This window comes from Microlunatus phosphovorus NM-1, assembly GCF_000270245.1.
Classification (GTDB): Bacteria; Actinomycetota; Actinomycetes; order Propionibacteriales; family Propionibacteriaceae; genus Microlunatus; species Microlunatus phosphovorus.
On the sequence record NC_015635.1, the window covers coordinates 1665535 to 1685524 of the forward strand.

The following is a 19990-nucleotide window of genomic DNA, read 5'->3' on the forward strand; positions in this document are numbered from 1 at the left end:
CACTCACGCTTTCGCCTTAGCCAGGCAGCTGTTGGATCGCCGCTCTGAATGCTGTCGCGAACTCCGCGGGCTTCTCCGACCATGGTTCGTGGCCGGCGTCCGGGATGACCGTGACGTCACAGCCGAGACGCTTGCCGAGCGGGCGAAGAAACGATGCCGGTCTCGGATCGCCCGCACCGCCGATGATCACCGTGCTTGACGGCAGGAGCGTCCGAAGCTGATCGATCTGAGACTCCAGCGGCGCGACCCGCTTGTCCGCGTTGAGCTGGGCGTTCATCTCGTAGTTGATCGGCTGTCGTGTCTGCGCCGCGGCGGAAGCCCATGCCCAGCCATGGACCGGATCGGCATGGTCGGTGAACCACGACAGCGTCAAGAATTCGACCTCCTCGGCGTCGGAGCGGGCTGTGGTGCCTGCCAGCTCGTCGAGCCGCGCTTGCTGCCGTGGCGATCGCCGGGAGCGTTCGACGGCCCGGGTAGGTTCGCGCCACGGGCCCAGGAATGGGCCTGACAGGAAGATGACGCCGGCTACCCGGTCGGGGTGAGCGAGGAGGAAGAAGCAGGCGAGGTCGGCACCGAAGGAATGCCCCACCAAGACGACCCGCTCGTAGCCCCACGCGCCGAGCAACAGCTCGAGGTCGCGCACCTGGCGGGCGATGGTGTGGTCGCCGCCCCACGGCGATCCGCCCGTACCTCGTTGGTCATAACGATGGACCCGATGCAAATCGGCCGCCATCTCCGCAACCGGTTCCAGATAGTCGGGCAGACCAGGACCACCATGGATCAACACCAACGGCGTCGTATCGGCGACTGCTCGGCCACCGGACCAGGTTCGCAACCGGACGCCATCGTCCATCTCCAGGAACTGCTGGTCGGACTTCATCGGGTCATTCTCCCCAGGCATAGCCTGCCGATGTGAATGACCTGTTGAAGCTGGCATCGACTGAGGTGGACCCAGTACGCCTGGTCGTGCGGTCCGGGACCGTATTAGCGACTTTCGATCATCACTCGCAGGACTCCGGCAACGTGTCGTGGCTCGTCAGGACCGATCATGGTGACCTGTTCGTCAAGACAGCTGGAACGCCGGGGCCGCAGCCTCCGGATGTGTCCATGCCATACCTCGATCATGGCGATCGAGTTCGACTGCTGCGCAATGCGGTGGAGCTCTCGCGGTCGTGTGATCATCCCTGCCTGGCACGTCTCCGCAACGTCATCGATTCCCCATCGGGTCCGATGCTCGTCTACGACCGTGCGCCCGGGGAGCTTATCGGCACTGCGAGTGCGGACCGCGACGACCCGCAAACCGCCTACCAGCGCTTGGCGCATCTGCCATCGGATGGTCTGATCCCGGTCTTCGATGACTTGCTCGACCTTCATCGCACCCTCGCTCAGGAGGGCTGGGTCGCTGGGGATCTCAACGACGGCTGCTTGATCCTGGACTTCAGCACCGGTCGACTTACGGTCATCGATCTCGACAGCTATCACCGCGGAGCGAGCATCAACGTGATGGGACGCATGTTCGGCTCGACCCGGTTCATGGCCCCGGAGGAGTTCGAGCTCGCCGCCCCCATCGATGAGCGCACGACCGTGTTCACCCTGGGTCGGCTCGCCTGGCACTTCGGCACCCGGCTCACCGAACAGGCCGAACAGTTTTGCGGGCCGGATCCCCTTCGAGTCGTGCTCGAGCAAGCGCTGGAGGTCGAACCGGACAAGCGCTTCGACTCGGTCGCTGACTTTGCCGCGGCGTGGCGAGCGGCGCGACGCTGAGCCCTAGCCAGCTTGTTACGGTACGCGGATGCCGATCGAGGAGCCCCCGGGCAGAGCTCAGGACTGGCCGACCTGTGACGAGGACATCGCCGGGTTCGTTCGTTCCACTGTTGCCCTGCTCGCGGCCGAGTTGGGCGACGATCTTGTCGGCGTCTACCTGCATGGATCGCTCGCGATGGGGTCGTACTTCCGTCCCAAGAGTGATCTCGATCTGCTGGTTGTGAACGGTCAGCCGCTGCCGGTCGAGAGCCGCCGGGACTTGGCGGGGGCGCTGGTGCGCCACATGCGGACCCGGCCGACCGTGGGCAATCTCGAGTTGAGCGTGATCACGGCAGACACGGCCCGTACACCGGAGGCTCCGTTGCCGTACGAACTCCATGTCTCTGGCGTCTGGGAAGAAGCGATTCTGGCCGATCAGGTCGACTTCGCGGCGAACGGCACCGATCCCGATCTCGCTGCCCACCTGACCCACGTACGTCAACGTGGGATCGGTCTGCTCGGTGCGCCTATCGAGGACGCCTTTGGTGAGGTTGCTTGGGACGCCTTCCTGGCTGCGGTTGATGAGGATGCTGCGTGGGTGCTGGCTGACAGCAATCTCTTGGAGTCGCCTTTCTACGGTGTCCTCAATATCTGTCGGGTGCTTCAATTGCGCCAGCAGAAGCACCACCAGGTGCACAGCAAGGACGAGGCCGCCCGCTGGGCACTTTGCAGCCTCCCGACTGCCCACCACGATCTCGTCCGGCTGGCCTGGGCGGCCTACCGGTCGAACGGCGAGGTCGAGCCGTCATCGAGGCGGACTGCTGGCCTCGACTGGCCCGAGGATGAGTTGATGAGTTTCCGTGACTTCGCACGGACCCAGCTCAACCTCGGCTGACGATCGGGTCTTGCGGGGTTGAGGCGTCGGAGCTACGCCAGGTCTGGCGCGGAGCGAAGCCGGTCCGACGCAGCCAATGCTCGGTGTAGAGGATGCGTCTGGGCGTGATGATCGTCACCGGATCGGCGGGTTGCTCTTCGAGCGAGCGACCACGTTCGACGTGATCGGACTGCCAGTGGATCGCCCCCCAGTAGTGATCTGCCTCGGGATCGGTTCTTTCGATCGTTGTCAGCGGCCACGAGAAACTGAACGGAGACGGCCAAGAAGTTGATCGTTGGCGGCCATGAGAACTGAACGCTGACGGTCATGGGATCTGCCCGACACGATGTCGTCTGCCTGCCCGGGTTGCCGGGTTTGGGCTCCTTCCTCGGGTGCGATGAGCGGTGCTGATGCGCCCGATCGCTACCCGAGGAAGGGATGAGTTGAAGTCTGCCGAGGAGATCATGAAGATTTTGGATGCCTACGACCTGACCAGGTCGTTGCGTGATGCCGCCGAGCTGGCGGGGTGTTCGCCGAACACGGTGAAACGCTATGTGGAGGCCCGCGCCGCGGGTGGTGCGGTCGCCGACGGTGTGGTTCGGCCGCAGCTGATTGATGAGTTTTTGCCGAAGCTGGAGGAGCTGGTCGAGCGTTCCCGCGGGAAGGTCCGCGCGGATGTGGCCCATGACAAGCTGGTCGCGATGGGCTATGCCGGGTCGGAACGGACCACCCGACGCGCGGTCGCGGAGGCGAAGCAGGCCTACCGTGATGGCCGGTTACGGGTCCACCGGCCATGGGTCCCGGAGCCGGGGATGTGGCTGCAGTACGACTATGGGCAGGGCCCGATGGTCGCCGGGGTCGCCACGGTGTTGTTCTGCGCGTGGCTGGCCTGGTCCCGTTTCCGGGTCGTGCTGGCGTTGCGGGACAAGACGCTGCCGAGCGTGTTCGCCGCGTTGGACCAGACGTTCCGGCTGGTGGGTGGGGTGCCGACCTATGTGCTGACCGACAATGAGAAGACCGTCACCACCGACCACATCGCCGGGATCCCGGTCCGTAACGCGCAGCTGGTCGCGTGGGCGGCTCATTACGCGGTGACCGTGCACACCTGTGTGCCGGCGGATCCGGCGTCGAAGGGTGGCAGCGAGGCCAGTGTGCGGGTCAGCAAGGCTGATCTGGTGCCGACGGAGGCGAACCTGCTGCCCGAGTACGCCTCGTTCGCTGAGCTGCGGAAGGCCTGTGGAGTGTTCCAGACCGGAGTCAACGCCCGCCCGCACCGGATCACCCGGCGGCCACCGGTGGAGATGTTGGCCGAGGAACGGGCCCGGCTGCATCCGGTCGCCGCTGTCCCTTACACGGTGGCGTTCGGCACGACCCGGATCGTGCCGGCGAACACGCCGATGGTCACTTTCGAGGGCGGCCAGTACTCGGTGCCTTACCGGCTGGCCGGCCCCGATGGGGAGCCTTTCGGCGGGACCAGCCTGCTGGGCAAGACGGTGTGGGTCCGCGGCTATGGGGTCGGCGGAGTCGATGAGCAGGTCGTGATCACCTATGTCGACCCGGCCCGGGGGCCGGTCGAGATCGCCCGGCACGACCGCACCCGTCCCGGCAGCCCCCGGGTCGACGACAGCCATTTCCCGCCCGCCCCGGCCGGGCCGCTGGACCGGGCCCCGAAAGCGAAGAACCCGGCGGAGTCAGCGTTCCTCGCCCTCGGCGACGGGGCGGTGCTGTGGCTGCGCGAGGCAGCAGCTGCCGGCACGGGCAAGATGCGGGTCAAGATGGCCCAGGCCGTCGATCTGTCCCGCCTGTTCGACGCCCGCGACGTGGACTGGGCACTCGGCCACGCCGCCGTCCACGGCCGGTTCGCCGAGGCCGACCTGGCCTCCATCCTCGACCACCACGCCCGCCACCCCCGACCCGACCAGCCGTCGGCGGCGCGTCGTGCCGGCGACCAGCACTCCCTGGCCCAGGGCACCCTCAGCTGGGCACAACTCGGCCAACCCGTCACCAACAGCCAGGTGATGACCAGCAGCCCGGTGACCAGCAGTCAGGGGGTTGGCCGATGACCGCCACCACCACTGCCGCGGTCCCGAAAGCCGGGGCACCGCTACCGCCGCCGCTGCCGGCCGATGTCGAGCAGCTGCTGCGGCGGATGCGGCTGCCCCATATCCGCCGCGCCGCGCCGGAGGTGATCGCCACCGCCCGAGCACAACGCTGGGAACCGGTCGAGGTGCTGCGGATCCTGCTCGCCGAGGAAGTCGCCGGCCGGGAACGCTCCGCCCTGGCCACCCGCCGCACCGCGGCCGGGTTCCCCACCGGCAAGACCTTCGGCGGCTGGGACCCCCAGTTGTCGTCGATCCCAGCACCAACCCAGCAAGCGCTACGCACCCTGGAATGGATCGGCCGCCGCGAGAACCTCGTCGTCTGCGGACCGTCGGGCACCGGGAAGACGTTCCTGCTCGAAGCACTCGGCCAGCACGCCGTCGAACAAGGACTACGAGTCGCCTGGTTCACCCTGGAAGACCTCGGGGTGCTGCTGCGCCGGCACCGCGCCGACGACACCGTCACCAAAGCGATCGCCCGGGTGCTACGGGCCGACCTGATCGTGGTCGACGACATCGGGCTGCTCCCGGTCGCCGCCGACGCCACCGAGGGCCTCTACCGGCTGGTCGACGCCGGCTACGAGAAACGCTCCATCGCGATCTCGTCGAACCTGCACCCAGCAGCCTTCGACGAGCTCATGCCCAAGACCCTGGCCACCGCCACCGTCGACCGGCTCCTCCACCACGCCCACATCTGCCAGACCACCGGCGACTCGGTCCGCCTCACCCAAGCACTCGCCGGCCAGGGGGTGAACCCCTTGAGCAGCTGAACCAAGGCCGGACGGTGGCCAACCCCGGGCAGAACCCATGGCCACCACCGTGCACTTCTCGTGACCGCCACCGGTCAGCCATCAAGACCGCCAGTGGTCAAGTTCTGCTGGCCCTTGACAGATCGTCCGCGCCGTGCCGAAGAGTTGAGCGCCGCGGCTGCTGGCCTGACCGGCCAGGGGAGCGAAGATTCCCGCCGACACGCGAGGATCGCGGCGTAGGTTCCGGGACTTCGCCGAGTCGTTCCAGCTCGTGTAGAAGATCTCGAATCCCAGGCTGAAGTACCGGACCGGCGTGGCGGCCGGTGAGCCATCGCGGTTGGTCGTGGCGATGACCGCCATGTTCTGTGACGACAAGAGATTGAGAATGCGTTCTTCGAGATCCGCACGAGGGAGGAGCCTCGTGGGTGCGGCGCCGGAGAGCCATGGATTCGTGAGCGGCATGGCGCGGATTCTGTCAGGCGTGCGCCGCCCGTGCGCTCGATGCACTCCAAGGACAGGCGACCGAGGCTCTTCTTCAGTGGACTACGTCGTCGGCTCTTGAAAGCACCATAGGTGGTGCTCGTGATCGAAAGCCTGGTATTCACGCATGCCGAAAAGAGTGCTGACCGGCCGTACGATCTCCGCTCCTGCCCGCTTCGCCTGCTGGTGATGCTCGATGATGTTGGCCACGCCGACCACGGTCATCGACGACGGATCGGAGGTCGGATCCGGTGGGCTCAGACCGGGCCTTGGCGCGTGGAGTCGGATGCTGCCAGTCGGTCCGGACAACTCGGCGTAGCCGCACGTCCCGTCCGGGCGGCGACTGATCGGACCCGGCTCGAAGCCGAACATGTCGATCAGGCGGTGATAGGCGACCTCGACATCGGCATAGACGAGCAGGATGAGGGGCTGGGTCGTGGTGCTGTGCTGCGGCACCCAACGCACCAGGCGACGCAGTCGACTCGGATCGCCGGCGACGGATTCCACCGGCTCAGCTGCAAGCAGGCGACCGAACGCGACCGTGTCGATCAACGTCTCCTCAAGCGCACGGGATCGTTGCTCCATCGTCGTGGCCAGATCAAATCCGCCAGGATGCGCCTTCAATTGTCTTCCGATCTCGGCCAGTGCCACTCCGGCGCGACGCAACACCACGATGAACGCGAGTTGGGTGACATCGGCCGGCGTGTAGAGACGATGACCTCCCGGCGTTCGTCGGGCGGGTTGAAGGAGACCGATCTGGTCATAGTGGTGGAGTGTGCGCACCGACAATCCCGTCAACCGCGCGAGTTCGCCGACGCGCCAAGTCGGTTCGCCTTGTGATCCATCCATCGGTATTCCTCGACCAGCACCGTGAGCACGAAGCACTTGAATCTGACGTTACGTCATGTTCTAGATTCCGTCAGACTGACGTTCCCGATCTCTGACGGAGAGAATCATGCCGATCACTAGTGTCCGCGCGCTGTCACTCATCCTGCAGACCAACGCCGAAGTCGACCAGGTGGCAGACCTGCTGCGTGCCCTTGGTCTTGAGGTCGTCGGGGAGGACGGCTATGTCGAGGTCACCGGACCGTCGATCACGCTGTCGATCATGCGCGGAGCGATGGTGGATGTTCCGTCGCTGGGCGGCGTCTTGCTTCAACTCGACGTCGATGATGTGGTGACGGCGGCCAGAATCGGCCGCGACGCTGGTGCATCGGTTGTCCGCGAGCCAACGACAGACGAAGCGGGCAATCAGTCCGCGTTCCTTCAGTTGTCTGTCGGTTTGACCATCGAGCTCATGTCTTCGACGGGCCGATAGCCACGTGTCTCGGTGGGGGTCTGCAACCTGGCGTGCAGAGGCGCAACGATGGGCGTTCGAGACGCTCGACTCGATGGGTGTTAATCATGCGAACTCGATGCACGATCTTTCGATCCAAGCCTGGTCGGCGGTGTGGCGCATATCTGCCGCTTCGGGTGACGCGGTGATGAAACAGCTCCGACCACGGGATGCACAGGAGATCCGGTTTCACCAGTTCTGCGCTGAAGCGGCCCCACGATTCGTTGAGCCTCCGCTCGCGTCGGATCTGGCTGAGGCACGCATGCTGCTCCGGGACGGCGGTCCCAACTTGCACGAGTTCGATGTCAACCCGGACTTGATGGCTGAGGTGGTCGTCGACTACGCCAAGCTGCAGCAGTCCTTGGTCGGACGTGATACCGAAGCCGCAGCTGCCGGCATCCCGAACTGGAGTCCTGCTGACGCGGTCGCGGAGCTTCGGTCGCAGGCGCAGATCCTCGCGGCCATGCCGGCGACCGACCTGCGTCGTATCACCACAGATCAGTACGACAGGTTGATCAGCGAATTGCCCAGCTATCGGTCTGCCGGCCAGGTCCTCACGGCCTCGGCTGTTCCGCTCAGTCTTGATCACGGCGACCTCTGGATGGGGAACATCCTGGCGGCGAAGTCGAGCGGCGCGTACAGATTCATCGATCTCGGGGATGCCGCATGGACGCACCCGTTCATGTCGCTGATGCCGCTGCTCTACGACTGCCATCGACGATGGACGCGGGACAGCACGAGGTTCGACCTCAACCGTGAGGATCTCCGCAGCATCAGCTCCGCCTACCTGGGTGCATGGAGCCAGTACGGCGCGCGACAGGATCTCGAGCTGGCCTTCGATGCGGCCGCCTTTCTGGCGCCGCTTCGCCGAAGCCGTGCCGTGATCAGCAACTTCGAGCACGCCGGCGTCAGTGATGCCCACGACCTCGGTCCGACCCCTTGGACCTGGCTCACAGCCGGCCAGGCATTCGGGTGCGGCATGCTGTCGTAGATGTCCGAGCACATCAGACTGATCCGATCATCGATTCTGGCGGAAGCTCCGTACGCGTACGCAGCGATGGCTCCTCCGGGCAGCAGTCTCGTGTTCCTGGCCGGTGCCTGTCCGCTCGACTCAACCGGAACGACTCGGGCTCCCGGTGACCATGCCGCTCAAGCCGTTGCGGCGCTCGACAACCTGGAAGCAGCGTTGGCTGAGATCGGTGCATCGCTGACGGACGTGCTGGCCACCCGGGTGCTGGTCGCCACCGCAGACCGTGCGGACCTGGTGACGGTGTGGAATGTCGTTGCGGACCGGTTCGGCCCGCACGACGTGCCGAGCACCTTGCTGGGTGTCACGGTGCTGGGCTATCCCGACCAACTGGTGGAGATCGAGGCCGTCGCAGCGTGCGACTCGAACCCGTAGTGAGTGCTCACTCACTGGTGCGCGGTGGTTGCTTCAAGTGTCGCGAAGCAACCCTGGCGCACCAGTCGATGTGGCTGGTCGCTGGCCCGTGGCCGGGGAACCGTCCTTGATCATTCCGATGAATCGCGGTGGCCAGGTGCGGCGGGGCTTGTTCGCGGCGAGCAGGCGCGCGTTCGTGAGCAGGGCATCAACCTGATCGTCCGCGTGTCCTCGATCAGATGGATCAGCTCGCCACGCCGCGCTGTCATGTCATGAGTTTAGGTCGGCGGCCTCACGTGACACATCGATCACCGTCGAGATGCTCGACATCGTCGCGGATGCCGGCCCCGATCACGTCGTGGTGATGCTCGGCCCTGACCCTGTCAGGCGGTGTGTGCTCCCCAATCTGTTGGATCAAGGTCGGCGATCGACTGGCTGAAGACCCAGGTTCTTCCGGCGAAGTCGGTCGCGGTGTACTGCCGCTCGCCGTAGAAGTGATTCGCTGCGTCGTCGACGACCGCGCCGGCACTTGCGGCCCGAGCGCGGTGGGCGTCGACGTCAGGGACCCGGACCATAACGTGGTCGATGCCATCGGAAGGTCGGGGTCCCTCCGTGATCACGATGGCGGCGTGATCGCCCACGCCGAGTTGGGCTCTGTGCTCCTCGATCTGCCAGCGCAGGGTGAATCCGAATGCCTTGATAAGCCAGGTCACGGCTTCCGACACCGATGGATAGGCCAGGACGGGGAGAAGGGCATTGTCAGGCATGGTGCGGTTGGTCAGCATTCGGCAGTCTTGCATTCGCGATCTCGACGGTCTTCTGAGGGTCACCCGACCTTGATACGACGGCTACGTACGTGTGATCTTTCACAGGGAGTGCCAGATCCTGGGTTTGATGACAGGAGCCAGGCGCGGCGGAGGATCGACACCCCCACCAGCGCCGCTGGATGGTGAAGCTGCCGGTGAACAGCACGACATCGCAGATGACCTTGGCGGGTACGGCCCAGAGCTCGAGCGAGAGTAGACCGTCGAGCATCAGCAGGTTGACGCCCAGCACGACGGTCGCGAGTGCCAGATAGCGACCGCCGGCACCGAGCAGGGGCGGCAACTGTCGCCCGCCGAACACCCAGTGGCGGTTGATGGCGAAGTTCGTCGATGCGCTGAGTAACCGGGCAAGAAGCAGGGCGAGCAGCGGACCCACGCTGAGCATGGTCAAGATCGCGAACACGGTCACGTCGATCAGCCAGCCGGCAGCCGAGCTGAGGCTGAACCTGCCGACATGTCGCGCGTGCCGGAGCAAGGGCTGATAGACGGCCCAGGAGTCTTGGACCGTACGGAAATGAGAGGAGGCGTTCGCGGCCAGATAGACGGTGGCGATCTCGACCTCGGCGATGTCGTGACCCTCGTCGACAGCCTGCAAAAGCACCTGTTGCTCGTACTCGAACCTGTTGCCGGGCACCGACAGCAACCAGCTGAGCTGCTCTGCCGGATAGCCGCGCAGGCCGGTCTGGGTGTCGCGGAGCCGGCGGCCCGTGAGCGCGCCGAAGACGGTCCGAGTGACGGTGTTGCCGAACCGGCTACGCAGCGGGACCTTTCCGGTGAAGCCGCGGGCACCGAGGATGATCGCGGCATCGCCCAGTTCGAGTTCGGTAGCGACCTTCGCGATGTCGACCGGGCGGTGCTGCCCGTCGCTATCGGCGCAGACCACGGAGTGACCAGGGAACCGTTTGGCGATGTAGGCGAAACCGGATTTCAGAGCCGCACCCTTGCCGAGGTTCGTCGGATGGCTAACGACTTCGACGCCGCGGGCCTGGACCATCGCGAACACCGAGGCATAGTCCGAGCCCGAACCATCGTCGACGACCACCACTGTGGAGTCCGCAAGCGCGTCGACCAGATCGACCAACGCCTTGCCAGGTTGGTAGGACGGGATCAAGACGATCATCTCTGTCGACCTATCCGGCCACGTAGATGATGTCGGAGGTGCCGCGTTCGCGGTCTCTGCCCAGCGGGTCGTTGATCAGATCTCCGTCGAGCACCATGGTGGTCGAGCCGCCGCCATCGAGGTTGTAGCCGACCTGTACGCCGCGATCGAGGAGCAGCTGCGCCAACTCGGTCATCGTCATGCCGCGTGAGTAGCCGGCGCTGCGGCCATCGACAGCTGCGAACAGGAAGTGGTTGGCAGCGATCATCCCGATCGCGGTTCGGGGCTGATTGCCCTGAACGGAGTGGTTGCCCACGTTGGTGTCGATCTCGACGTCGTCGATGCCTTCGACGATTGCTCCACCGTTGACGAGCCCGGGTCCGAAGGACCAGGTCTGCCAGGCGCCCTTGGCGAGCAGATCATCGGCGGAGGTGCTCGTCTCGTCGTAGAGGGAGAGGGTGCCGTCGGTGCGCAACAGCAGACCCTGACGGGCGCCGGCGTCGCGATAGGCCACGCCGTTGCGGATGACGATGCCGGTGTCTCGGAAGCCGTAGTAGTCACCGTTGATCGCCAGCACCGCGCCCGCCTGCGCTGCGATGTCGGAGGTCTTGGCGATGACGTTGGTGCCGAATGTGTCCTCGGCGAAGGCCGCGCGGATGATCGTCGCGTCGCTGACCTGTACGTCGGCGACGTAGGCGGTGACCTTGTCGTTCCCGCTGCCGGTCACCACCGTGTCGATGGAGATCGTCGCCGTACTGCTCGCATATCCGGTCGCGCTGGCTTGCCCGTTCTTGGCCGCGGCGGCGACGGTGACGTCGCCGGTGCCGAGGGTGTCGGTCGAGGTCACCTCGACGTGCGGGATCAGATAGCGATCCGCTGCCCAGCCCGCCGTGCCGCCGATTCCGGCGAGGAGGCCGAGCCCACCGACGATGAAGCCGCGGCGACTGACACCTGACATGAGGAGCCTTCCTTCGAAGTGGCTTCCCATTAGGTCAAGGTCTGCTGGGCGCGGTCCGGGAGGCGGCTAGGTGGCTGCTGTGAGTGCTGTTCGGATCGGGAGAAGGACACTCGATGCGTTGCCGAGTACGGCCAGGGCACTCTCGTTTAGACATCCGCGTCCGGGTCGCTGGACAAACATTCGAATATTGCCTATAATCAGATACATGTTCGAGTCGAAGCTGGAGGAAGCGCTCGGTGATCCGAGCGCCTTGCTCCGGCTGGCTGCGGACACGGTGGCGGCCGAGCGGCAGGCTGGCTGTCGGAAGCTGGTGATCGCTGCGGCGTGGGCGGGCTGTCATGGTGCGCCGGCGGAGCTGGAGCTTGCTGATGATGCCGCGATCGAGGCACAGAGTGCGTTGGTTGACCGGTTCGTCCGGATCGGGCCAACGGGTACGCCGCTGGTGGCCGAGTGCTCGCCCGCCGAGCTGGGAAAGGCGCTGCAGACCGGACCGGCAGCGGCCAAGAGCCTGATGCGAGTGGCCCTGATTGTGCGCTATCGGCTGCCCAGGCTGTGGGAGCGGGTGAAGGCCGGAGAAGTCTGGTTGTGGAAGGTTCGCCAGATTGCCGAGCGCTCCGCGCATCTCGGGGCGTTGACGTCGTGGTGCCTGGACATGCAGATCACCCGGTGGGTCGAGCAGGTGGCGTGGGCACGGTTCCTCGACATCTTCGATGCGGCGCTACTGCGGGTCGACGAAGACACCTACCGGCGTCGTGCCGAAGAGGCTGCCGGGCAGCGAGACGTGCGCTCGTTTCGTGGGGAGCAGGGGCTGCGGACTCTGGTCGCTCGGATGGAGGCTGGCGATGACGCCGCGTTCATGGCGCTGGTGAACCGGGTTGCGCAGTGTCTGGCGGAGGAAGGGGATGAAGATCCTGTCGGGATCCGCCGGTCGAAGGCGATGGGGATCATCGCTCACCAGGCCAAGCTGAGGGATATCCTCGCGCGGCACGCCGCCGATCCGGACGATCCACGACACCCGGAAGAGCGGGTGGCTGCGCACTTGGACGACCCAACGGATCCATGGGCGGAAGACGATGTCCCTCAGGCGGGATGGCAGACCGCTGGGCATGGGAACTATCATCAGCCTGGGTTCGATGATCTCGACGACCTCGAGGACTGCTGGAACGCCCAATCCGAGCCTGCATCAGAAGAACCGGTGTCAGAGGGTGGTGCCACGGCTGACGGTTCGGAGTCGCCGGTCGATGAGGACGATCGGGCCTGGCTCGACGAGCAGCGTGATACTCGGCCGGCTGCGGCGGACGGACGCTCGGAAGAGGCCGTGGAGGCGGCCGGGATGGATGCTTCGCCTTCTCCCGCGGCCTTCGGTTCCGCCGAGCCCGGCTCTTGCGCGACCTCTCGTGATGAGCGTGGCGCGTGCCGGGCATGTGGGTCGACGTATGACCTACGGCCCTTCACCAAGGCTGGTCTCGCCGCATGTGCGACCAAGGCCGTCATTCACGTCCATGTCACCGATCAGACGCTGATCGACCAACATGGGGTGCTGCGGACCGCGGACGGGCCGATCACCTTGGAACAGTTCCGGCGCTGGCTCACCGATGCTGATCCCACGATCACGATCCGACCAGTGTTGGATCCGGCGGCGGTCGCACCCGTGGACAGCTATGAAATCCCGATGGCGATCCGCGAGGCCGTGCACACCCGGCATCCGGGGTCGGTGTGGCCGTTCAGCCCGGTTACCGAGATCAGCACCGGTGGCCGACTCGACTTGGACCACACCAGGAGCTATCGCAAGAACGGACCACCGGGTCAGACTTCGGTCGACAGTCTCGCACCGCTGGCCAGATCGGAGCATCGGGCCAAGACCGTCGGTGGCTGGCAGGTCCGAAGTCCGAGCCTGGGTACGTATGTGTGGCGATCACCCCACGGCTGGATCAGCATCGTCACCAACCAAGGCACCCTGCTGCTCGGCGACGGGCCTTGGACTTGCCAACTCTGGGAGACGGTTTCTAGCACCGGGGCCGGAGCTGATTCAGCGCAGGCGAACTCCGCGCTTTGAAACATCAGCGCCCTGAGTGAGCCGCGTCGGCGATCTGCTCCAGTTGGGTGCGGTACGCCGCCCAGCGCTCGGGCGTCCAGCCCGGCAGATTCGGGTCTTGGGTCGGGGGAGCATCCAGCAGCAGCTCACGGACGATGTCGGCGTGGCCGGCGTGATGTGCGGTCTCGGCGATCATGTGCACGATGATCTGGCCGAGCGTGACGTCGGCCTTCTCCGGTCGCCACCAGGGCACCCGGCCCGGCGAGTCCAGCTCCAGTGCTTCGATGGTCGCGTCGGCTTGGCGTGCGGATTCCTCGTATAGGGCGACGATCTGCTCGCGGGACTCGTCGGCGGTCGCCCACATGTCGGCGTTCAGTTCAGCATCCTCATCGAACCAGGGCAGTGCCTGCCCATGATCGCGACCGAAGGTCTCACCGAAGTAGCCGAGACTGACACTGGCGGTGTGCTTGACGATGCCGAGCAGATTCGTGCCGGACGGCGTCAGCGGCCAGCGGACCTGGCGATCATCCAGGCCGTCGAGAGTGGCGAGCAGCGCGGCGCGCTCCTTGCCGAGGTAGCGGAGCAGGGTCTGCTTTGGGGCAGTCATGTAGTCGACGATAGGCGAGGGGATGGATGAGAGGCTTGGGTCCATGACCTCTCCCGCACCCGAGCATCTGCGTAACCTGCTGTTCCGGCTCGCCGGCATCGACACCACCTCCCTCGCTGATGCGGGCCGCGGCGTGGTCGGCGTGCTGCCGGCGGAGATCCGGCCAGTACGCCCAGGTTTGCGGATCCTCGGCACCGCGGTGACCGTCGAGGCCAGGGACGATCTGATGCCGATGCTCGCCGGACTGCGGTTGGCCGGTCCCGGCGATGTGCTCATGGTGGCTGGCAGCTCCGAGCACGCCGTGGCCGGCGAGTTGTTCGGGACAGAGGCCCTGCGACGCGGGATGGCCGGCATCGTGATCGACGGTTACTGCCGCGACACCCGTACGCTCGCGACCCTCGAGCTTCCCGTCTACTCCCGAGGCGCCGTGCCCTCTGCACCCGGCGCGTCCTCCGCTCAGCCGGTGGTGCAGGTGCCGATCACCGTCGGCGGAGTCGAGGTCTGTCCGGGCGACATCGTGGTCGGCGACGAGGACGGCGTGGTGATCGCCGGGGCCGAAGCCTTCGCCTCGGTGATCGACATGGCGGAGGAGATCCAGCAACGCGAGCAGGGACTGCAGCGTGCGATCGCCGCCGGTGAGTCGCTCTTCGACCACGTCGACTTCGACGCGCACCTGGCCCGGCTGCAGGCCGGCGAGCCCAGCAAGCTGAGCTTCTCGTGAAGAACTTTGCCCGGCGCGCCGCGCACGTACAGCCGTCGGCGATTCGCGAACTGCTGCGACTCGGCGCCGATCCCGAGGTGATCTCCTTCGGCGGCGGCTACCCGGACCCGGCGCTGTTCCCGGTCGAGGAACTGGCCGAGATCTACGCCCGGCTGCTGCGCCCCGAGCACGCTAAGAATCTGCAATACACCGCCTCCAATGGGCTTCCCGAACTGCGAGCCCAGGTGGCCGCACGGATGACCGCCGACGGCATCGATTGCACCGCCGACGACGTACTGATCATCCAAGGCGCGCAGCAGGGTCTCGATCTCACCGCGCGGCTGCTCGTCGATCCCGGCGACGTGATCGTCACCGAGGACCCGACCTTCCTCGGCGCGCTGATCGCGTTCGCTCCCACCGAACCGGAGTATGCCGTCGTCGGCACCGACGAGCGCGGCATCGACACCGACCACCTCTCCGACGTCCTGGCCGCCAATCCCCGGGCGCGGCTGATCTACACCATGCCGGAGTTCCAGAACCCCACCGGTGTCACCCTCAGCCTGGAGCGACGGCATCGGCTGATCGAACTGGCCAACCAGCACGATCTCATCGTTCTCGAGGACACCCCATACCGTGCGCTGCGCTACGAGGGGACCTCGCTGCCCACCCTCAAGAGCTTGGACACCGAGGGCCGCGTCATCCATCTCGGCAGCTTCTCCAAGATCCTCGCGCCGTCGATGCGGCTCGGCTGGGTGGTCGCCGCGCCGGCGATCCTGGAGAAGCTCGCGCTGCTCAAGCTCGCGGCCGACACCCAGAACAGCACCCTCAACATGGCCGCCACCTCCGACTACCTGAGCCGGTACGACATCGACGCCCACCTGGCACAGGCCCGACCGGTGTATCGGCACAAACGCGACCTGATGCTCTCGACCCTCGCCGCCACGCTTCCGGCAGGAGTCAGCTACACCCACTCCGAGGGCGGGCTGTTCACCTGGCTCGCTTTCCCGGAGGGCTTCGATGCCGGCGCGTTCATGGCCGACACCTTGCTGCCGCGGGCGAAGGTGGCGTACGTGCCCGGTGGCACCTTCTTCCCGATCACCCAGCAGCCGAACCATGCCCGGTTGAGCTTCTCCGGCATCGACGATGATCGGCTGGTGCAGGGCATCACCGCACTGGGCAACTTGGTGACCGAGCACCTACGCTAGAGGGCGACATGACGACTATTGATCTCGGGCTACCGCCGCTGCCACCACCCACCCTCGCACCGCGCAAGCGCACCCGGCAGATCAAGGTCGGCAAGGTGCTCGTCGGCGGCGATGCGCCGATCAGCGTCCAGTCCATGACCACGACCCTGACCGCGAACATCAACGCCACCCTGCAGCAGATCGCCGAGTTGACCGCGACCGGCTGTGACATCGTCCGGGTCGCCGTGCCGAGCCAGGACGACGCGGAGGCGTTGCCGGCGATCGCCCGGAAGTCGCAGATCCCGGTGATCGCCGACATCCACTTCCAGCCGAAGTACGTGTTCGCCGCGATCGAGGCGGGCTGCGCCGCCGTACGAGTGAACCCGGGCAACATCAAGGCTTTCGACGACCGGGTCGGCGAGATCGCCCAAGCCGCGAAGGAGACCGGCACCTCGATCCGGATCGGGGTCAACGCCGGCTCGCTGGACAAGCGACTGCTGGCCAAGTACGGCAAGGCCACCCCCGAGGCGCTGGTCGAGTCGGCGCTGTGGGAGGCCAGTCTGTTCGAGGAGCATGGCTTCCGGGACTTCAAGATCAGCGTCAAGCACAACGACCCGGTGATCATGGTGCGGGCGTACGAGATGCTCAGTGACGCCTGCAACTATCCGCTGCACCTCGGGGTCACCGAGGCAGGGCCGGCGTTCCAGGGCACCATCAAGTCCGCCGTCGCTTTCGGATCCCTGCTCAGCAAGGGAATCGGGGACACCATTCGGGTGTCGCTGTCAGCCCCGCCGGCCGAGGAGGTCAAGGTCGGCCTGCAGATCCTGCAGTCGCTCAACCTCCGGCCCCGCAAGCTCGAGATCGTTTCCTGCCCATCCTGTGGCCGTGCCCAGGTCGACGTCTACAAGCTTGCCGACGCCGTCACCGCGGGCCTCGAAGGTCTTGAGGTCCCGTTGCGGGTCGCGGTGATGGGCTGCGTCGTGAACGGTCCCGGCGAGGCGCGGGAGGCCGACCTCGGCGTCGCCTCCGGCAACGGCAAAGGCCAGATCTTCGTCAAGGGTGAGGTCATCAAGACGGTCAGGGAAGCCGACATCGTCGAGACACTGATCGAAGAGGCGATGCGGCTCGCCGACGAGATGCCGGCCGCTGAGGGAACGCCCACCGTCAGCGTGGGCTAGCGTGACCTGACGTGACCGCCCTGCGCCCACCCTTGATGCCGACCGGCGGCGGTGTGGGCCGGGTGCGGGTGTTGGGCCGGGAGGATCTCCCTGCGGTGCTGCGCCTGTTGGGGCAGCGGCCGATCGAGAACGTGTTCGTCGGTTCGCGGATCCGGGCTGCCGGTGTCGCTGCGGCCAGTCTGGGCTGCCCGATCTGGGGCTACGAACGCGATGGCGAGTTGCGCTCGATGTGTCATGCCGGGGCGAATCTGGTGCCGGTCAACGCCGATTCCGACGCAGTGGCCGCCTGGGTCGAGTTCGCCGGTCCGGAGCGGACCTGCTTCTCGATCATCGGTCCGTCCGAGGTGGCCCTCGACCTGTGGCGCCGGCTCTCGCACCGGTGGGGCAGCACGTGGAGCAAGGTACGCGAGGTACGGCCGCGGCAACCGGTGATGGCGATCTTCGATCAGCCGCTGGTGACGCCCGACCCCGGTGTCCGCCGGATGGGTCTGGAGCACTGGGACAGCTACTACGAGGCCGCGGTGAAGATGTACACCGAGGAGGTCGGCGTCTCTCCTGTCCAGGGCAATCCGGCCGGCTATCGGTTCTACGTCCGGCAGCTGATCTCCTCCGGGCGGGCGTTCGGACTGATCCAGAACGGTCGAGTGGTGTTCAAGGCCGACGTCGGCTCGGTCGCGGGCTCGGTCTGTCAGGTGCAAGGCGTCTGGCTCGACCCGGCGCTGCGCGGACGTGGGCTGGCGGCCCCCGCGATGGCGAAGGTGGTGCAGTTGGCCCGGACCATCGCACCGACGGTCAGCCTGTACGTCAACGACTACAACAAGCCGGCGCGGGCGACGTACGCCCGGGTCGGCTTCACCGACGTCGGCGAGTTCGCCACCATCCACTACTGAGCCCACTATTGAGCGCCCGGAATAGGACGTGCTCGCCCCCGTCGCCGGCCGATAGGGTGGCCCGGTGATTACGCGTCTGTCGGAGTTGTTCGTCCGAACCCTGCGCGAGGACCCGGCCGATGCCGAAGTGCCCAGCCACCGCTGGCTGGTGCGTGCCGGCTACATCCGCCGCGCCGCGCCGGGGATCTACAGCTGGCTGCCGCTGGGTTACAAGGTGCTTCGCAACATCGAGCAGATCGTCCGTGAGGAGATGGACGCCATCGGCTCGCAGGAGGCGCATCTGCCGGCCCTGCTGCCGGCCGAGCCGTATCAGGCATCCGGTCGCTGGATCGACTACGGGCCGAACATCTTCCGGCTCAAGGACCGCAAGGGCGGCGACTATCTGCTCGGGCCGACCCATGAGGAGATGTTCACCCTGCTAGTGAAGGACCTGTACTCCTCCTACAAGGACCTGCCGCTGCACCTATACCACATTCAGACCAAGTATCGCGACGAGGCACGGCCGCGCGCCGGGCTGCTGCGCTGCCGAGAGTTCGTGATGAAGGACTCCTACTCCTTCGACATCGACGACATCGGACTGCAGAAGTCCTATGACGCGCATCGAGACGCCTACATCAAGATCTTCAACCGGCTCGGTTTCGAGTACGTCATCGTGCACGCCATGTCCGGCGCGATGGGCGGCTCGGCGAGTGAGGAGTTCCTGGCCGTGGCCGAGAACGGGGAGGACACCTTCGTCGCCTCGCCGGGCGGCTACGCAGCCAATGTCGAGGCCGTCCATGTGGTGCCGCCGGAGCCGGTGCCGTACGACAACGCGCCGGCCGCGCACGTCCACGACACCCCGGACACCCCGACCATCGAGACCTTGGTGAACCATGCCAACGCGCAGGTGCCCCGGGAAGATCGGGCGTGGACGGCCGCGGACACACTGAAGAACGTGGTCGTGATGGTCCGCAAGCTGGACGGAACCCGCGAGCCGTTGGCCATCGGGCTGCCCGGTGATCGCGAGGTGGACCTGAAACGGCTCGCCGCCACCCTCGAACCGGACGAGGCGGAGGCCTTCACCGAGGAGGACTTCGCCGACCATCCGAGCCTGGCCAAGGGTTACATCGGTCCTGGCGTGCTGGGGGAGAACAACGCCTCCGGCATCCGCTATCTCACCGACCCGCGGGTCGTCGAGGGCACCCGCTGGGTGACCGGTGCCGACCAGCCGGGCCGGCATGTCTTCGACCTGGTGTGCGGCCGGGACTTCACCGCCGACGGTGTGATCGACGTCGCCGAGGTGAAGGAAGGCGACCCGGCTCCGGACGGATCGGGGCCGCTCCGGCTGGCCCGTGGCATCGAGATGGGCCACATCTTCCAGCTCGGTCGCAAGTATGCCGAGGCATTGGGTCTCAAGGTGCTGGACAGCAACGGCAAGCTGGTCACCGTCACCATGGGCTCGTACGGGGTAGGGGTGTCCCGGGCGGTGGCTGTCGTAGCCGAAGGCACCTGTGACGAGAAGGGTCTGTGCTGGCCACGGGAGATCGCGCCGTACGACGTGCAGATCCTGGCCACCGGCAAGGGCGAAGCCGTACTGAATGCGGCTACCGATCTGGCTCGTGAGCTGGACGATGCCGGCATCAAGGTGCTGCTGGACGACCGCAAGGCCAGCCCGGGGGTGAAGTTCGCCGACGCCGAGATCATGGGCATGCCGACCTCGGTCGTCGTCGGGCGTGGTCTGGCCGAGGGACTGGTCGAATTGCGTGACCGCAAGACCGGCGAGATCGAGAACATCCCACTCGACGAGGCGGTCGGCCGGATCATCGCCGTCGTACGCGGACGCCCGTCGATCGACTGACCCCGGCAGACCGAAC

20 protein-coding genes are annotated in these 19990 nt (G+C 66.2%); 13 read left to right on the forward strand and 7 right to left on the reverse strand.

Translation table 11 applies throughout. From position 1 onward, the window contains the following. Window positions 1-16: 16 nt before the first annotated feature. The gene (locus tag MLP_RS07475; RefSeq protein ID WP_013862436.1) at window positions 17-880 is read right to left on the reverse strand and encodes an alpha/beta fold hydrolase; all 864 of its coding nucleotides are present in this window, start codon (window positions 878-880) and stop codon (window positions 17-19) included. A gap of 32 nt (window positions 881-912) precedes the next feature. Here MLP_RS07475 and MLP_RS07480 point away from each other — a divergent pair, with 32 nt between their 5' ends. The 4 genes from MLP_RS07480 to istB all read left to right on the forward strand — a co-directional run bounded on the left by MLP_RS07480 (window position 913) and on the right by istB (window position 5486). Continuing rightward, window positions 913-1764 (forward strand): serine/threonine-protein kinase, encoded by an 852-nt coding sequence (locus tag MLP_RS07480; protein WP_013862437.1) that lies wholly within the window; start codon window positions 913-915, stop codon window positions 1762-1764. 28 nt (window positions 1765-1792) lie between these two features. Next, window positions 1793-2638, forward strand: a complete 846-nt coding sequence (locus MLP_RS07485; RefSeq protein ID WP_013862438.1) for an aminoglycoside adenylyltransferase domain-containing protein — start codon at window positions 1793-1795, stop codon at window positions 2636-2638. Between the two features lie 422 nt (window positions 2639-3060). Beyond that, window positions 3061-4680, forward strand: coding sequence for an IS21 family transposase (gene istA / locus MLP_RS07490; RefSeq protein WP_041791596.1), 1620 nt, complete (start codon window positions 3061-3063; stop codon window positions 4678-4680). Further along, window positions 4677-5486, forward strand: coding sequence for an IS21-like element helper ATPase IstB (gene istB / locus MLP_RS07495; RefSeq protein ID WP_013862440.1), 810 nt, complete (start codon window positions 4677-4679; stop codon window positions 5484-5486). The genes istA and istB overlap by 4 nt, the downstream gene beginning before the upstream one ends. An 81-nt stretch (window positions 5487-5567) precedes the next feature. Here the strand turns inward: istB and MLP_RS07500 are convergent, their stop codons facing one another. Together MLP_RS07500 and MLP_RS07505 are read right to left on the reverse strand one after the other, a co-directional pair. Then, the gene (locus tag MLP_RS07500; RefSeq protein WP_083843741.1) at window positions 5568-5927 is read right to left on the reverse strand and encodes a pyridoxamine 5'-phosphate oxidase family protein; all 360 of its coding nucleotides are present in this window, start codon (window positions 5925-5927) and stop codon (window positions 5568-5570) included. Window positions 5928-6008: 81 nt separating this feature from the next. After that, window positions 6009-6794 (reverse strand): MerR family transcriptional regulator, encoded by a 786-nt coding sequence (locus tag MLP_RS07505; protein ID WP_013862442.1) that lies wholly within the window; start codon window positions 6792-6794, stop codon window positions 6009-6011. Between the two features lie 169 nt (window positions 6795-6963). On the opposite strand from MLP_RS07505, the gene MLP_RS07510 reads away from it, so the two are divergent. Genes MLP_RS07510 through MLP_RS07520 form a run of 3 tightly spaced genes read left to right on the forward strand, consistent with a single transcriptional unit; the run spans window position 6964 to window position 8683 of the window. Next, entirely contained in the window at window positions 6964-7263 is a 300-nt protein-coding gene (locus MLP_RS07510; RefSeq protein WP_156821079.1) for a VOC family protein, read from the forward strand. A 4-nt stretch (window positions 7264-7267) separates the two neighbouring features. After that, a complete protein-coding gene (locus MLP_RS07515) occupies window positions 7268-8272 on the forward strand; it encodes a phosphotransferase (protein WP_013862444.1) in 1005 nt (334 codons plus the stop codon). Next, entirely contained in the window at window positions 8273-8683 is a 411-nt protein-coding gene (locus MLP_RS07520) for a RidA family protein (RefSeq protein ID WP_013862445.1), read from the forward strand. Window positions 8684-9045: 362 nt separating this feature from the next. Here MLP_RS07520 and MLP_RS07525 read toward each other — a convergent pair whose 3' ends face one another. The 3 genes from MLP_RS07525 to MLP_RS07535 are packed head-to-tail and all read right to left on the reverse strand — an operon-like array spanning window position 9046 to window position 11543. Further along, entirely contained in the window at window positions 9046-9429 is a 384-nt protein-coding gene (locus MLP_RS07525; protein ID WP_231851433.1) for a VOC family protein, read from the reverse strand. Beyond that, entirely contained in the window at window positions 9422-10606 is a 1185-nt protein-coding gene (locus MLP_RS07530; RefSeq protein WP_013862448.1) for a GtrA family protein, read from the reverse strand. The genes MLP_RS07525 and MLP_RS07530 overlap by 8 nt, the downstream gene beginning before the upstream one ends. 10 nt (window positions 10607-10616) lie before the next feature. Beyond that, a complete protein-coding gene (locus MLP_RS07535) occupies window positions 10617-11543 on the reverse strand; it encodes a phosphodiester glycosidase family protein (RefSeq protein WP_013862449.1) in 927 nt (308 codons plus the stop codon). A gap of 205 nt (window positions 11544-11748) precedes the next feature. Here MLP_RS07535 and MLP_RS07540 point away from each other — a divergent pair, with 205 nt between their 5' ends. Continuing rightward, a complete protein-coding gene (locus MLP_RS07540) occupies window positions 11749-13599 on the forward strand; it encodes a DUF222 domain-containing protein (RefSeq protein ID WP_013862450.1) in 1851 nt (616 codons plus the stop codon). Between the two features lie 4 nt (window positions 13600-13603). Here MLP_RS07540 and MLP_RS07545 read toward each other — a convergent pair whose 3' ends face one another. Next, a complete protein-coding gene (locus MLP_RS07545; protein WP_013862451.1) occupies window positions 13604-14185 on the reverse strand; it encodes a DinB family protein in 582 nt (193 codons plus the stop codon). Between the two features lie 43 nt (window positions 14186-14228). Here MLP_RS07545 and MLP_RS07550 point away from each other — a divergent pair, with 43 nt between their 5' ends. The 5 genes from MLP_RS07550 (at window position 14229) to MLP_RS07570 (ending at window position 19974) form a co-directional block, all read left to right on the forward strand. Beyond that, on the forward strand, window positions 14229-14906 hold the full coding sequence (locus MLP_RS07550) for an RraA family protein (RefSeq protein WP_013862452.1): 678 nt from the start codon (window positions 14229-14231) through the stop codon (window positions 14904-14906). Then, complete coding sequence (locus MLP_RS07555) at window positions 14903-16090, forward strand: aminotransferase-like domain-containing protein (protein WP_013862453.1); 1188 nt, start codon at window positions 14903-14905, stop codon at window positions 16088-16090. Before MLP_RS07550 ends, MLP_RS07555 begins: the two co-directional genes overlap by 4 nt. Window positions 16091-16098: 8 nt before the next feature. Then, complete coding sequence (gene ispG / locus MLP_RS07560) at window positions 16099-17247, forward strand: flavodoxin-dependent (E)-4-hydroxy-3-methylbut-2-enyl-diphosphate synthase (protein ID WP_013862454.1); 1149 nt, start codon at window positions 16099-16101, stop codon at window positions 17245-17247. 11 nt (window positions 17248-17258) lie between these two features. Next, window positions 17259-18137 carry a GNAT family N-acetyltransferase gene (locus MLP_RS07565; RefSeq protein WP_013862455.1) on the forward strand — a complete coding sequence of 293 codons (879 nt, stop codon included), beginning with the start codon at window positions 17259-17261 and terminating at the stop codon, window positions 18135-18137. A 76-nt stretch (window positions 18138-18213) separates the two neighbouring features. Further along, a complete protein-coding gene (locus MLP_RS07570) occupies window positions 18214-19974 on the forward strand; it encodes a proline--tRNA ligase (RefSeq protein ID WP_041791613.1) in 1761 nt (586 codons plus the stop codon). The last annotated feature ends 16 nt before the right edge of the window (window positions 19975-19990 follow it).